The sequence below is a fragment of the Ramlibacter albus genome (assembly GCF_014297445.1).
Lineage (GTDB): Bacteria > Pseudomonadota > Gammaproteobacteria > Burkholderiales > Burkholderiaceae_C > Ramlibacter > Ramlibacter albus.
Genome location: NZ_JACORU010000014.1, coordinates 76,720 through 89,697, shown reverse-complemented (window position 1 = coordinate 89,697; position 12,978 = coordinate 76,720). Strand labels below are relative to the sequence as shown.

General features: G+C 70.1%; 14 protein-coding genes. 9 read left to right on the top strand and 5 right to left on the bottom strand.

All coding sequences use genetic code 11. The annotated features are described in order from the left end of the window. Positions 1-4: 4 nt before the first annotated feature. The gene (locus H8R02_RS26560; protein ID WP_187084540.1) at positions 5-1,360 is read left to right on the top strand and encodes a Rieske 2Fe-2S domain-containing protein; all 1,356 of its coding nucleotides are present in this window, start codon (positions 5-7) and stop codon (positions 1,358-1,360) included. A 61-nt stretch (positions 1,361-1,421) separates the two neighbouring features. Continuing rightward, entirely contained in the window at positions 1,422-1,868 is a 447-nt protein-coding gene (locus H8R02_RS26555; RefSeq protein ID WP_354004978.1) for a GNAT family N-acetyltransferase, read from the top strand. Here H8R02_RS26555 and H8R02_RS26550 read toward each other — a convergent pair. The 5 genes from H8R02_RS26550 to H8R02_RS26530 all read right to left on the bottom strand — a co-directional run bounded on the left by H8R02_RS26550 (position 1,865) and on the right by H8R02_RS26530 (position 7,903). After that, positions 1,865-2,482, bottom strand: a complete 618-nt coding sequence (locus H8R02_RS26550; RefSeq protein ID WP_187084539.1) for a hypothetical protein — start codon at positions 2,480-2,482, stop codon at positions 1,865-1,867. The two genes, H8R02_RS26555 and H8R02_RS26550, sit on opposite strands and share 4 nt — an antisense overlap. Positions 2,483-2,598: 116 nt before the next feature. Then, entirely contained in the window at positions 2,599-3,567 is a 969-nt protein-coding gene (locus H8R02_RS26545; RefSeq protein WP_187084538.1) for a Bug family tripartite tricarboxylate transporter substrate binding protein, read from the bottom strand. Positions 3,568-3,587: 20 nt separating this feature from the next. Continuing rightward, positions 3,588-4,718 carry a mandelate racemase/muconate lactonizing enzyme family protein gene (locus H8R02_RS26540; RefSeq protein WP_187084537.1) on the bottom strand — a complete coding sequence of 377 codons (1,131 nt, stop codon included), beginning with the start codon at positions 4,716-4,718 and terminating at the stop codon, positions 3,588-3,590. Positions 4,719-4,725: 7 nt separating this feature from the next. Then, a complete protein-coding gene (locus H8R02_RS26535) occupies positions 4,726-6,216 on the bottom strand; it encodes a DUF3604 domain-containing protein (RefSeq protein ID WP_187084536.1) in 1,491 nt (496 codons plus the stop codon). 67 nt (positions 6,217-6,283) lie between these two features. Then, entirely contained in the window at positions 6,284-7,903 is a 1,620-nt protein-coding gene (locus H8R02_RS26530) for a Na+/H+ antiporter (protein ID WP_187084535.1), read from the bottom strand. Between the two features lie 50 nt (positions 7,904-7,953). Between H8R02_RS26530 and H8R02_RS26525 the strand changes: the two genes are divergently transcribed. The 7 genes from H8R02_RS26525 to H8R02_RS26495 all read left to right on the top strand — a co-directional run bounded on the left by H8R02_RS26525 (position 7,954) and on the right by H8R02_RS26495 (position 12,977). Further along, complete coding sequence (locus H8R02_RS26525) at positions 7,954-9,324, top strand: PAS domain-containing sensor histidine kinase (RefSeq protein ID WP_187084534.1); 1,371 nt, start codon at positions 7,954-7,956, stop codon at positions 9,322-9,324. Beyond that, a complete protein-coding gene (locus H8R02_RS26520) occupies positions 9,321-9,959 on the top strand; it encodes a response regulator (RefSeq protein ID WP_187084533.1) in 639 nt (212 codons plus the stop codon). Before H8R02_RS26525 ends, H8R02_RS26520 begins: the two co-directional genes overlap by 4 nt. A 91-nt stretch (positions 9,960-10,050) precedes the next feature. Continuing rightward, positions 10,051-10,845 (top strand): hypothetical protein, encoded by a 795-nt coding sequence (locus tag H8R02_RS26515; protein WP_187084532.1) that lies wholly within the window; start codon positions 10,051-10,053, stop codon positions 10,843-10,845. A gap of 32 nt (positions 10,846-10,877) precedes the next feature. Further along, a complete protein-coding gene (locus H8R02_RS26510) occupies positions 10,878-11,642 on the top strand; it encodes a response regulator (RefSeq protein WP_187084531.1) in 765 nt (254 codons plus the stop codon). 25 nt (positions 11,643-11,667) lie between these two features. Continuing rightward, complete coding sequence (locus tag H8R02_RS26505; RefSeq protein ID WP_187084530.1) at positions 11,668-12,027, top strand: response regulator; 360 nt, start codon at positions 11,668-11,670, stop codon at positions 12,025-12,027. Positions 12,028-12,040: 13 nt separating this feature from the next. Next, positions 12,041-12,400, top strand: a complete 360-nt coding sequence (locus H8R02_RS26500) for a response regulator (protein ID WP_187084529.1) — start codon at positions 12,041-12,043, stop codon at positions 12,398-12,400. Positions 12,401-12,407: 7 nt separating this feature from the next. Then, complete coding sequence (locus H8R02_RS26495; RefSeq protein ID WP_187084528.1) at positions 12,408-12,977, top strand: chemotaxis protein CheW; 570 nt, start codon at positions 12,408-12,410, stop codon at positions 12,975-12,977. Position 12,978 lies beyond the last annotated feature (1 nt).

Sequence of the window (12,978 nt, the reverse complement as noted above, 5' to 3'; positions counted from 1 at the left end):
AGCCATGCTGAGCCGCGAAGACAACGAGACGCTCACGCGCACCGGGCCGGGCACGGCCATGGGGCAGCTGTTCCGCAGCTACTGGATCCCCGTGCTGCTGTCCGAGGAACTGCCCGAGCGCGACGGCCCGCAGGTGCGCGTGCGCATCCTCGGCGAGGACCTGCTGGCCTTCCGCGACTCGGAGGGCCGCATCGGCCTCGTCGAGCCGCGCTGCCCGCACCGCGGCGCCGACCTCTACTTCGGCCGCAACGAGGAAGGCGGCGTGCGCTGCGCCTACCACGGCTGGAAGTTCGACGTGACGGGCCAGTGCCTGGACATGCCGACCGTGCCGCCGGAGACCGCGCAGACGATGTGCGCCAAGGCGCGCATCCGCGCCTACCCCACGCGCGAGTGGGGCGGCATGGTGTGGGCGTACATGGCCGAACTTGCCGGCGGCGCCGAGCCGCCGCCGTTGCCGCAGATGGAATTCGCGCTCGTCCCCGGTGAGCACCGCTATGTTTCGAAGAAGCTGCAGGAATGCAACTGGGCGCAGGCGGCCGAAGGCGGCATCGACACCGCGCACTTCTCCTTCCTGCACATGCCGGTGGCGCGCAGCGAAGCGGAGTTCGCCGAGCGCGCGCTGCGTGCCGTGCGCGGCTACAACGCCAGGACGATGAGCCAGGACCACGTGCGCTGGATGCGCGAGGACCCGCGCCCGCGCTACCAGGTGAAGCGCCATGCGGCGGGCCTGGTGCTCGGCGCGTCGCGGCAGGCGGACCCCGGCGAGCACTACTGGCGCATCGCGCAGTACCTGATGCCCTGCCACGGCTACACGCCGAGCGCCACCGAGGGCCAGACGTACCACGGCCAGAGCTGGGTGCCGATCGACGACCACTCGTGCTGGATCTTCTGCTACTCGTGGAACCCCGAGCGGCCGCTGACCGAGCAGGAGCGCTCGTCCTATGTGACGGGGGGCGCGGTCTACCCCGCACGCGATGCGAACTACGTCCCCGTGCGCAACCGCGGCAACGAGTACCTGATGGACCGGCGCATGCAGAAGCTGGAGAACTTCACCGGCATCGAGGGTGTGTCGGAGCAGGACGCCGCGATCCAGGACAGCCAGGGCCGCATCGCGGACCGCACGCGCGAGCTGCTCGGGCCCACGGATGTGGCGGTGGTGCACTTCCGCCGGTTGATGCTGCAGTCGGCGGCCGGCGTGGCGAAGGGCGAATCGCCGCCGGGGCGTGACGACCCGGCGGCTTACCTCGTGCGCGGTGGCGGCACCATCGCGCCGGTCGGCGAAGCATTCGACGACGTGATGCGCCGGCGCTTCGGCGACGAGATGGGGCGAGTGGTGCCGAAGGACATGGTCAGCGCTTGACTGTCACCCTCAGGATCCGGGGCTTCATGCCCGCAGTCTACGCCCGCGCTATGCTGCACCCGTGAGCCTGCACATCCAGTTCAGACCCGTGTCGCGCGAAGACGGCGACGCGCTCGCCACGCTGCGCGTGGAGGCGATGCGTGAAAGCCTCGAACGCGCGGGCCGCTTCGACCCGGAGCGGGCGCGCAACCGCTTCCTGGACGCCTTCTCACCCGACGCCACGCACGAGATCGTCGCCAACGGCGAGCGCGCCGGTTTCTACGTGCTCAAGTGGAAAGGCGCGAGCCTGTGGCTCGACCACCTTTACCTCAAGGCACAGTGGCAGGGCCGCGGCATCGGCGCGCAAGTGCTGCGCCACGTATTCGCGCGGGCGGATGAATTGCAGGTGGACGTGGGCGTCGGTGCGCTGCGCGGCAGCCCCGCCAACCGCTTCTACGCGCGGCACGGGTTCGAGCTGGTGGAACAGGTGGACGTCGACAACTACTACGTCCGGCGGCCTAGGCGCTAGCCGGCGCGCGCGATCCGCTGCTGGAGGTATTCGACGCCCGCGCTGTCCAGCACGAGCGCCAGTTCGTGTTCCGGCTCGAGCGCCGCGCGCGAGCCACTGCCGCCCTTGAGCATGCGCTCCAGCACACCGGTGCCGCGCTTCCACACATCGGCCAGGCGCAGCTTCGGCTGCGTGTCCCACGCGACGAGGCGCGACACGAGCGCGCACAGCGCCGCCTCGAGGTCGATCTCGCCATGGCGGGCGAGCGACATGCGGTCCGCCACACGCTGGTGCAGCCCGCCCAGCCGCTTGCGCAGCTCGCGCGGCTCGATGCCATCCAGCGGCAAGCCCGCCTCCGCCGCGCCGCTGAAGATCCACATCACTTCCACGTCGGCCCAGTGCACCACTTCCATGAAGCAGCCATCGAGGCTGGCGCGCAGCTCGCACAGCACGGCGAGACCGGCTTGCACGCGGTCGAAGAGGCCCGCTTCGCGCAGGAGCGATTCGACCGCCAGGCCATGGCTGTCCAGGTAGGTTTCATAGGCGGAGTGGCGCGAGAGGTAAGGCAGCAGCGTCGAGCCGGCCCAGGCGCCGCTTCCGCCGCCTTGCACCACGTGCCAACCGCCTGCCACCATGCCTGCCGTCCTTTCCCTGCGAATGGACGGATGCTCACGCCTGCCGGGCCGGTCGCGAAGGAGCTGCGTCACTGCTTTCCTGTGCGCTATTACCGGCGACCGGCGGCCGGCTCACTTCAATTCGTCGTCGCCCCCACCGACTTCGTCACCGCCTTGATCTTCTCGACTTCTTCGGCGACGAAGGCGGCCAGCTCTTGCGGCGTGCTCGTTGCGGCGTCGGTGCCCAGCTGCAGGAACTGCGCCTTCACCTCCGGCAGGGCCATGATCCTGCGGATTTCGCCATTGAGCCGCTGCACCGCCTCGGCCGGCATGCCCGCAGGGCCCACCACGGCCTGCCACGTCGAGAAGGCGAACCCGGGGTAGCCCGACTCCGCGATGGTGGGCACGTCGGGCGCGATCTCGCTACGCCTCGGTGTGGCGACGGCCAGCGCGCGCAGCTTGCCGCCGCGCACCTGCTCGAGCACGTCCGAGATGTTGGCGAACATCACCTGCGCATGGCCCGCCAACAGGTCCTGCATCGCCGGCGCGCCGCCCTTGTAGTGCACCGTCACCCAGTCGACCTTGGCGACCTGCTTGAACTGCTCGCCCGACAGCCGCACCAGCGTCGTCGGCCCGGGGGAAGCCATGTTCAGCTTGCCGGGGTTCGCTTTGGACCAGGCCACCAGCTCGCCGATCGTCTTCGCGGGCACCGCCGGCGTTGCCACCACCATGATCGGCACTGTCGCGACCAGCGACACGGGCGTGAAGTCCTTCACCGGGTCCCACCCGAGCTTGTCGAAGAACGCAGGCGCGGCGGCGAACGACGTCGCGGCCATCATCAAGGTGTAGCCGTCGGGCGCCGCGCGCGCGACCGCTTCGGAAGCGATGTTGCCGCTGGCGCCGACGCGGTTCTCCACGACGACCGGTTGCCCGAGCGTCTGCGACAGCCGCGCCGCCAGCAGGCGCGCGGCAAGGTCGGTGGAGCCGCCCGGCGGAAAGCCCACCAGCAGCTTCACGGGCCGATTCGGCCAACCTTGGGCGGCGGCCTGCGGGGCAGTCCAGGCCAGCACGAGGGCGCAGGCGGCGGCAGCGAGGGTACGGAACATGAGCGGCTCCTTTCTACTTCTCAGAAATTCAGGGGCAAGGCGAACCGGCGCACCTTGTCCTCGTCGATGTCGATGCCCAGCCCCGGCCGCTGCGGCACATAAGCCACCTGCGAGCGCACGGGGAAGGGCTGCGCGAGGTAGTCCTCGGCGATGAACTGCGGGCCGTTCAGGTCCACCGGCAGCGCCATGCCGTACGCGGCGAACAGGTGCACCGACGCCGCGAAGCCGATGGGAGCGTCCATCAGCCCCGAGCCGATCAGCGTGAGCCCGGCGTTGAGCGCCAGGTCGCACATCTGACGCGCGTAGTGCAGGCCGCCGACCTTCGAGACCTTGATGGCCAGTCCTTCGACCGCCTCGCGGCGGATCAGCTCCACCACGAAAGGCAGGCCGATGGCGGCTTCGTCCAGCGCGATCTTCAGCGGTGTCGCGGCGAGCAGCTTGCGCATGCCGTAGACGTCGCTCATGGCCACCGGCTGCTCGAAGAGCGTGAGGCCGAGGGACTCGAACACGCGGCTCATCGCCAGCGCCTCGTCCAGCGTGTAGCCCTGGTTCGCATCCGCCCACACGTAGCCGCCGCGCGCGGCGCCCACGACGGCACGCACGATGTCGGCATCGAGCGCCTTGTGGTGGCCCACCTTCACCTTGAAGCCGCGAAAGCCTTCCTCGCACGCCTCTTCGGTCATCCGCGCGGCCTCCTCGGGCGAGGCCGCCGACACGAGTCGCGCGAGCTGCACGGAGTCGGCGCGCTTGGCACCGAGCCAGCTCTGCACCGGGATGCCGAGCCGGCGGCCGATGAGGTCGTGCACCGCCACGTCGATCGCGCACTTGGCGATCGGCTGGCCGGGGTCCAGGCCGACGGCGAGTTCGCGGTTCATGCGCTCGTGCAGGCCCGCGATGTCGAAGATGTCGTGCCCGACGACCGCCGGCGCCAGGTATTGCCGCAGCGAACTCACGCAGGACTCCAGCGTTTCGGCCGACCAGCGCCGCGACGGCCCCGACTCGCCCCAGCCCACGTTCCCGTCTTCGTCGGTGACCTTCACCAGCGCGACCCGCTTGCCTTCGTCCAGCGTGCGCGACGCGCCGCGCGGCAGCGTCAGCACGCCCTTGAGCGGCAGGCGGACCGGGAACACTTCGACGCGTTCGATCTTCATCGGCGGCCTATCGGTAGTTGATGAACACGGGGCTCGCCCAGGCGAGCTGCCCGTTCTTCTGCTTCACGCGCAGGTAGACGTGCGAGCGCCGCGGCGGCACGGCCAGGGTCACCCTGCCGGCCAGCGACGACGCGGCCAGCGGCACCAGGCGATGCCACTGGTAACCCTCTTTCGGAAAGCCCCCGGTGAACAGGTTGTGCGAGCCCTTGAAGAGGTCGGCCATGCGGCTGGACGTGTGCTGCGGGCTGGGCTCGGTCAACGTGAGTTGGAGCACCGTGTCCACCGATGCAGCAACCTCGAGCACGACGCTCTGGTTCGGGTTCTCGCGGTAGGCCCCCTGGCGCGCGCTGTAGGAGCGGATTGCCAGCGCGCGATCCCCCTCCGGCGTGAAGCGATGGCGCCGCTGCTCGTCGTAGGGCATCGACTGCAGGCAGGGAAAGTGGCGCAGCAGGCGGCCGTGCGTCACCTCGACGCGCATCGCCCAGTCGCACACGCGGTCCAGCGCCAGTGCGCCCCACGGGCCCCAGCCCCACTCCAGCCGCAGCTGCACCGGCGAGTCGAAAGCGCGAGGGGCGTCGACTCTTTCGTCCGCGTACGCGCGGTGCACGATGTGGCCGTCCTGGATGACCTCGACCACGTCGATCTCGTCCCGGCCGCGCACGTCGAAAGCGACTTCGACCTGCGCCCCGGCTTCGATGGTGCTGCCCATCGGCGCGCCGTCGACGCGGAAGTCGACCTCGATGCGGTCTCCGGTGAGCGCATAGGTACGGCGCGCGCGGATGGCCTCGAAGATGCCTTCGCGGGTGAAGTCCTTCACCCACGCGGCCATGAGGCCCTCGCCGTAGGCACCGGGGAAACCGGCGTGGTCGTCCGACGAACCGACGAAGCCGAAGCGCAGGCCATTGGCCAGGCCCGCCGCGGCGGTGTTCGACGTCTGCCGCCCGCCCATCGAGTGGCTGAAGTACGTGAGCGGCCCGCGGTCTTCCTCGCCGTTGCCGTGCTCGGAATAGACCTCCACCACCGGCGTGCATTCCTCGCAGAATGCATCCCAGTTCACGCCGCGGTGGCCGCTGGGGTAGGCGAGATGATGCGGGATCATCAGCGCGTTCTCGTCCCGGCAGAAGCGCCGCAGCTCGTGCGGGTCGGACGTGTAGTGCAACGGGCGGTGGTCGCCCGGGAAGACCACGCACTGGTCGCCCCAGTGCGACGAATGCCACTCGAAGCCGAGGAAGGCGCAGAAGGCGTTGTCGCGGTTGCCGTCGGCGATGACCTGCTGCACGCGCGGCCAGGTGTCCTTCAGGCGCTTGAAGCCGTCGATCCAGTGACGCTCGCGCCCGCCTTCCATGGCGGGCATGTCGTGCCAGCTCGAGTGGCCGGTGAATGCGAAGAAGTCGAGGTGCGTGCGCGCGATGTCGAGCGAGCGCTCGATGGAGCCGACGCCATACCCGTGCGCGTTGTGGTTGTGGATGTCGCCGAAGAGGAGGCGGTGGTCGTCCATGCGCCGTCCTCAGCCGGGGGCCGCGGCGATGGGTACTGCTTCGATCTCGACCGCCATCGAAGGCAGTTTAAGAGCGCGGGGTCTCCAGGGTATCGGTAGAGTCCCGGGTAGCGGGGCCCTCCGGTGCCGCCACCGGAACCGGCGGCAGGTGCGCCTGCTCGTAGTCGAGCAGCTCCATCAGGTGGTGCATCACCTCGTCGGCGATCTCGTTGCCCTGCCACAGGCGCAGCAGCTCCTTGCGCTCGGCGCGGATCACCGCGTGGCGCAGGCGCGTCATCGTCTCCATGCGCGGCGTGAGCTGCTCGTCCTCGCTCGTCGCGAGCGCGATCCGGTCGGACACCTCCGCCTTCAGCCGCTGCGCCCACTCCTGCGAGATCTGCTCGCGGGCGATGACGTCGTCGATGGTCGCGAGTGCCGCGGCGCTCATGGCCGCGCGCACGCGCATCTGCTCGTCGTGCAGGCTCCAGTTGGAGCCCACCTTCAGCCAGCGGATCAGCGGCGTGAGCGTCAGGCCCTGCCCCACCAGCGTGGCGACGATCACGACGAAGGTGATGAAGATGATCAGGTCGCGGTGCGGGAAGGGCGTGCCGTCCGGCAGCGCGAGGGGCAGCGCCAATGCGGCGGCCAGCGACACGATGCCGCGCATCCCGCACCAGCCGATGATGATCAGCTCGCCGCCGTCCTTGTTCTCCTTCTCCAGCAGCTGGCCGACGTTGGCGACCGGGAACACCCACAGGAAGCGCACGACGATGGCCGTGGCCGTCACGGCCGCGGCGATGCCCGCGAGGTGCAGCGGCGAGTAGAGCCGCAGGTTCACGGAGACGACCGCGTTGATCTGCAAGCCGATCAGGATGAACACGAGGCTGTTCAGCAGGAACACGAGCAGGTTCCACACCGAGCGCGCCATGATCCGCATCTCGGCCGAGACGATCTCCGGCGCATAACGGCCGCGCACCAGCCCCGCGGCGACGACGGCGAGCACGCCCGAGACATGCACCGACTCCGCCGCGAGATACGCCGTGTAGGGAATCGTCAGCACCGTCAGCGTCTCGATGAACGGGTCGCCCAGTTTCTTGTGCAGGCCGATGTACACGAAAGCGAGCGCGACACCCACGGCGACGCCACCGACCGACACCAGCGCGAACTGCGCCGTCGCCTCCATGAACGAGAAGGCGCCGGTGAGCACCGCCGCCACCGCGAACTTGTAGAGCACCAGCCCCGACGCATCGTTGACGAGGCTTTCGCCTTCGAGGATGGTCACGATGCGCCGCGGCATGTTCAGCCGCGAGAGGATCGCCGTGGCGGCCACCGCGTCGGGCGGCGACACGATCGCGCCCAGCGCGAACGCCGCGGCCCACGGCACGTCGGGGACGAGCCACTTCAGCACCGCGCCCACCGCTAGCGTGGTCACCACCACGAGGCCGATCGCCAGCATGCCGATCGGCCGGATGTTCGCCTTGAAGTCCGACCACGAGGTGAGCAGCGCCGCCTGGTAGAGGATCGGCGGCAGCACCGCGAACAGGATGATCTGCGGGTCGAACGTGGCCACCGGCAGGTTGGGCACCAGCCCCAGGACCACACCGCCGGCCACCAGCGCGATCGGGTACGGGAACTTGAAGTGGCGCGCCACCCAGCCGAGGGCCACGGCGGACAGCAGCAGGATCAGGAGGAGCTCGAGCAGGGCCATGTCCCGGTGATTATGGCTTTGCCCCCCGGCCGTGGCACCATGGCAGCGCAGTGGAACAGTACGACGCAGAAAGTGAACGCAGGCTGCGCCGCCGCGGGGCGGTGCTCGTGGTGCTGCGCATCGCGATGGCGCTGTGCGCCCTTTCGCTCATCGCCGCGATCGCGCACTGGCCGTTCGAGAGCGCCGGGCGCATTGTCGACACCTGCCTCGCGCGCGGCGGCACAGGCGACATGCTGATGGACTGCGTGCGGCGGCGCATCGACCTGCAGGTGAGCCAGGCCGAGATGGTGCGCGCGCAGGTGGTGCTGCTGCTCGCCCTGCTGGCCGCCGTCATCACCGCCGCCTTCTTCGTGCGGCGCACTTACCGGGACCGCCTCGAGGAACAGGCGGAATACCACGAGCAGCTGATCGACGCGATCCCGCTGCCGCTGGGCCTGCGCGCTGCCGACGGCACCTTCATGCGAGTGAACACCTCTTTCGAGCGGCGCAACGGCGTCAGCCGTGACGAGGTGGACGGCAAAGCCGTGGACCAGGTCATCGGCCCCGCGCGCGCGCGCATGGTGGCCGAAATGGACACGCGGGCGCTCGCCTCCAACGAGGCAGTCGAGTGCGAGCTGGACCTCTCCGACGCCCGCAACGAGCAGTACGTGCAGTTCCGGCTGCAGGCGCTGCGCCGCCGCGACGGCTCGGTGCTGGGCCTGGTGGGCGTCAGCAACGACATCACGGCGCTGCGCATCAAGGAGCGCGAACTGCAGCGCAACAACGAGCGGCTGCATCGCCTCTCCAACCAGATGCTGGTGGCGCAGGAGGACGAGCGCCGCCGCATCGCGCGCGACCTGCACGACCAGGTGGGCCAGATCCTCACCGCGCTGAAGCTGCAGCTGGGTTCGCTGGCGAAGCGCCCGACCATCGACGACCCCGCGGCCGCGATGGTGACGCCGGTGGACCTGGTGGAGGAGGCGCTGCGAAGCACGCGCGACCTGAGCGCCTCGTTGCACCCGCACCTGCTGGACGACCTCGGGCTGGAGCGTGCGTTGCAGTGGCTGGTGGAGCGGTTCATCCGGCCGGCGATCCCGAACATCGAGCTGCGCTGCCGGCTCGACCCGCCCCGTGCAGAGGCGGGCCTGGAACTGGTCGCATTCCGCGTCGTTCAGGAATCCCTGACGAATGTGGTGCGGCATGCGCAGGCGACGCGCGTCGGCGTGATACTGGAGGCCGGGGAGGGCGAGCTGGCAATCGAGGTGATGGACGATGGCGTGGGTTTCGACCTCCCCCGGGATGGCACGGCACAGGCGGTGTCGCTGGGGCTGGCGGGCATGGAGGAACGTGTGAGCGAGTTTGGCGGTGAGTTCGCGATGGAAAGCACGCGCGGCGTGGGCACCCGGCTGCGCGTGAGCCTGCCCTGGAAGGCGCAGCCGTGACGAAGCTGCACGTCGTGCTCGCCGACGACCACCGCCTCGTGCGCGCGGGCCTGCGCGCCCTCCTCGATGGCATGGCCGACGTCGAAGTGGTCGCCGAGGCCACGGATGGCGAGGAGGCCTGGCGCCTCGTGCAGGAATTGCGGCCCGACGCGGCCCTGCTGGACATCGCCATGCCCAAGCTCAGCGGCCTGGCCGTGCTGTGCAACGTGACGGCGGCGAAACTGCCCACGCGCGTGCTGCTGCTGTCCATGTACGACAACGACGAGTACGTGGCCGAGGCCGTGCGCTCCGGCGCCGCGGGGTACCTGATCAAGGATGCGGCGGTGGAGGAGCTGGGGCTCGCGCTCGACGCATTGCGCCGGGGCGACGTCTACCTGAGCCCCGCCGTCACCCGCAAGCTGACGCAGGCCTTCAGCGGCAACCGCCCCAGCCCGGGCCTCACGAGCCGCCAGACGCAGATCCTGCGCATGATCGCGCTGGGGCGCTCGTCGAAGGAGATCGCGCGCGAGCTGGACCTGTCGATCAAGACGGTGGAGACGCACCGCACGCAGATCATGGACCGGCTGGAGATCCGCGATCTCGCGGGCCTCGTGCGCTACGCCGTGCGCAGCGGGCTGGTGGACCCGGCGCAATGAGGCCGCTGCATCCTCCCTAGGGGTAATTCGGTATGCGCGTGCGCCGCACGCATGGATGGGCAGGGCGGCCCCCGGTTCCTACGATCCCGCCATGCCCAAGACACACGTCCTACGCGTCATCTGCGCCAGCGTGGCGCGCGTGGAAAGCTCGCCCGTCAACGTGCTGCTCACGTTGCGCAACGACTTCTGCCAGAAGAACGTGCGGGCACGCTCCGCCTGGCTGTACACCCACGGCTGGTTCGTGGGCTGGTTCGAGGGCGCGCGGGACGCCGTGGAAAACGGCATCGCGATCGCCGCGTCGGACACCCGCAATGCGGGGCAGCGCATCGTCCACCGCAGCACCGGCCCGGCCACGCTGGCGCAGCCGATCAGCGTGGTGGCCACGCAGAGCCAGCACACCCCCACGGAGTTCGCGCGCGGCATCGAGTGGCTGCGGCGCTCGCCGCTCGCGCAGGAGGAGCCGCTGGCCGTCTGGCGCCGCCTGAGCGAGCCCTGCGTGGCCCCGGGGCACGGCACCTGGAGCGCGCTGCCGGACCACGACGTCGCCTACGTCGCCGCCGACCCCAACGCCTCGCTCGACGAGCTGCGCAAGCTGGGCGAGCGCCACGGCAGCCCCGTGGTGTACCAGCGCTTCGCCAACGCGCGCCTGCGCTCCGGCGACGTCGGCGCGGCGTACGTCGACGTGCCCCACCGCGACGGCTTCACCCGGGTGCGCCTCGTCTCGCGCCGCTCGCTGGAGCAGCCGATGCTGCGCACCGTGCTGGATGCCACCGGGTGCACGGTGCGCGACTTCGGCAGCTTCGCGGCGCCTGAGCCCGGTATCGGGGTAACTCTGTATCCCCAGCCTGTCAACGCATGGATGCCGCAAACCACCACCGGTGCCTAGCATCCCAACCAACACCTGAACGCCAAGCCGCCATGTCCCCAACCACCACGCCCACCCTCGACACCGCCGCCGTCGTGCGCCTGGCGGTCAAGGGCTTCAGCGCCATCGAGCACAAGCTGCTGGAAGGCACCGTCAAGCTCTCGCAGCGCCGCGCGCCGCGCATCGACCTGCTGGCCGAAGCCGACGCGCACGCGGCGGACGTGGTGCTGATCGACGCGCAGGACTCGGCCGCCGTCCAGTGGGCCGCGGCGCAGCCCTGGCTGCCGCAACGCGCCGCCATCTGGGCCGGCGCCAAGACCACGCGGCCGCAGCACATGGCCGCCGAGCGCCAGATCAAGTGGCCGATCCTGCCCGTGCTGCTGTACCGCGCGCTCGAACTCGCGCCGCGCGAACAACCCGCGGCCGCACCCGCGGCCTCCGTGGCCAGCCGCCGCGTGCTCGTCGTCGACGACAGCCTCGCCGTGCGCAACTACCTGCGCTCGATGCTCGAGAAGGAAGGCATCGAGGTGCACGAGGCCGAAAGCGCCGAACAGGGTATCGAGACGGCCGCCGCGGGCAACTACGCCTGCGTGCTGATGGACGTGCTGCTGCCCGGCATCGACGGCTTCGAAGCGTGCCGGCGCCTGAAGGCTCGCGCCCGCAACGGCCACCAGCTCCCCGTCGTCATGCTCACCAGCAAGTCGTCGCCCTTCGACCGCGTGCGCGGGAAGATGGCCGGCTGCGACACCTACCTCACCAAACCCGTGGACCCCAACGAGCTGCGCGGCGTGGTCGCGCGCCACGTGGCCCCGCATTGAATCACCCAACCCTGAAAGGACAACCATGACCCGCACCATCCTCGTCGTCGAAGACAGCCAGGTTGACCGTGCCCGCCTCGAGCAGCTGCTGGCCGCCAACGGCTTCAGCGTCGCCACCGCCGAGAACGGCGAGCAGGCCCTCGCCAGCGTCAAGCGCAGCAAGCCGCACGCGATCCTGATGGACGTGAACATGCCCGGCATGGACGGCTTCGCCGCCACGCGCGCGCTGCGCAACGACGCCGACACGAAGGACATCCCGGTCGTGCTCGTCACCGCCAAGGACCAGAAGGCCGACAAGGCCTGGGGACAGATGCTGGGCGCCAGGGGCTACGTGACCAAGCCTTACAGCGACGACCAGATCCTCTCGCAAGTGCGGGCCCTCTGAGCGGAGCCCTGCGATGGCCCTCAAAGTCCTGATCGTCGACGACGCCGTGGTGGACCGCCAGAACCTGGAGCGCATCGTGTCCGGCGCGGGCCACCGCGTCGTGTGCGCCGAATCGGGCGAGCAGGCCGTGGCGTCCGCGCGCAGCGAGCGCCCGGACCTCATCCTCATGGACGTGAACATGCCCGACCTCGACGGCTTCGCCGCGACGCGGCAGCTCAAGTCCGACGCGGCCACGCGGGACATCCCCGTCGTGTTCGTCACCGGCAAGAACCAGAAGGCCGACATCGCGTGGGGCCGCATGCTCGGCGCCCGCGGCTACATCGGCAAGCCGTACAGCGCCGAGCAGATCCTCGCGCAGCTGGCGGCGGCCTGAGGCAGCCATGCAAGCCGTGCTACCCCCCAACCTCACCCTGGTGCCCCCGGCCCTGGCGCTCACGCGCGGGTTCGTGGACGCGCCGCGCGCCGCCGCCACGAGCGGCGCGCCGACGGCGCACGATGCATCGCACGAGCTGCGGCAGGCTTTCCGCTGCGGCCCCCTGCGCCTGATGGTGCGTTACGAAGACGGCAGCGAGCTCACCGAGATGCCGCCGGTCTACAAGCTGCCGAACACCCCGGAGTGGTTCCTCGGCATCGCCAACTTGCACGGGTTGCTGGTGCCCGTGTTCGACCTCGCGCGGTTCGCGGGCGTGCAAGCGCCCGAGCCGCAACAGGCCTACCTGCTCGTGCTGTCGCATGGCGACGACTCGGCGGGCGTGGTGATCGAAGGATTGCCCCGCCGCCTTCGCATCCTGCCGCACGAGCACACCGGCACCGACGCCGCGCCGCAAGGCCTGGCCCCTTACCTGCGCGGCGGCGCGCTCACGGCCGGCGAGCTGTGGCTCGACCTGGACCGCGCGGCGCTGCTCGACGCCTTCGAGCGCGCGCTCGACGACACCCTTCCCGGAGCTTGAC

What these genes read in the sequence shown, in the direction of transcription:
- H8R02_RS26500 (WP_187084529.1), top strand. Translation starts at nt 12,041, where the DNA reads ATGGCCCTCAAAGTCCTGATCGTCGACGACGCCGTGGTGGACCGCCAG.
- H8R02_RS26535 (WP_187084536.1), bottom strand. Translation starts at nt 6,216, where the DNA reads ATGGACGACCACCGCCTCCTCTTCGGCGACATCCACAACCACAACGCG.
- H8R02_RS26510 (WP_187084531.1), top strand. Translation starts at nt 10,878, where the DNA reads ATGTCCCCAACCACCACGCCCACCCTCGACACCGCCGCCGTCGTGCGC.
- H8R02_RS26505 (WP_187084530.1), top strand. Translation starts at nt 11,668, where the DNA reads ATGACCCGCACCATCCTCGTCGTCGAAGACAGCCAGGTTGACCGTGCC.
- H8R02_RS26495 (WP_187084528.1), top strand. Translation starts at nt 12,408, where the DNA reads ATGCAAGCCGTGCTACCCCCCAACCTCACCCTGGTGCCCCCGGCCCTG.
- H8R02_RS26540 (WP_187084537.1), bottom strand. Translation starts at nt 4,718, where the DNA reads ATGAAGATCGAACGCGTCGAAGTGTTCCCGGTCCGCCTGCCGCTCAAG.
- H8R02_RS26530 (WP_187084535.1), bottom strand. Translation starts at nt 7,903, where the DNA reads ATGGCCCTGCTCGAGCTCCTCCTGATCCTGCTGCTGTCCGCCGTGGCC.
- H8R02_RS26550 (WP_187084539.1), bottom strand. Translation starts at nt 2,482, where the DNA reads ATGGTGGCAGGCGGTTGGCACGTGGTGCAAGGCGGCGGAAGCGGCGCC.
- H8R02_RS26545 (WP_187084538.1), bottom strand. Translation starts at nt 3,567, where the DNA reads ATGTTCCGTACCCTCGCTGCCGCCGCCTGCGCCCTCGTGCTGGCCTGG.
- H8R02_RS26515 (WP_187084532.1), top strand. Translation starts at nt 10,051, where the DNA reads ATGCCCAAGACACACGTCCTACGCGTCATCTGCGCCAGCGTGGCGCGC.
- H8R02_RS26560 (WP_187084540.1), top strand. Translation starts at nt 5, where the DNA reads ATGCTGAGCCGCGAAGACAACGAGACGCTCACGCGCACCGGGCCGGGC.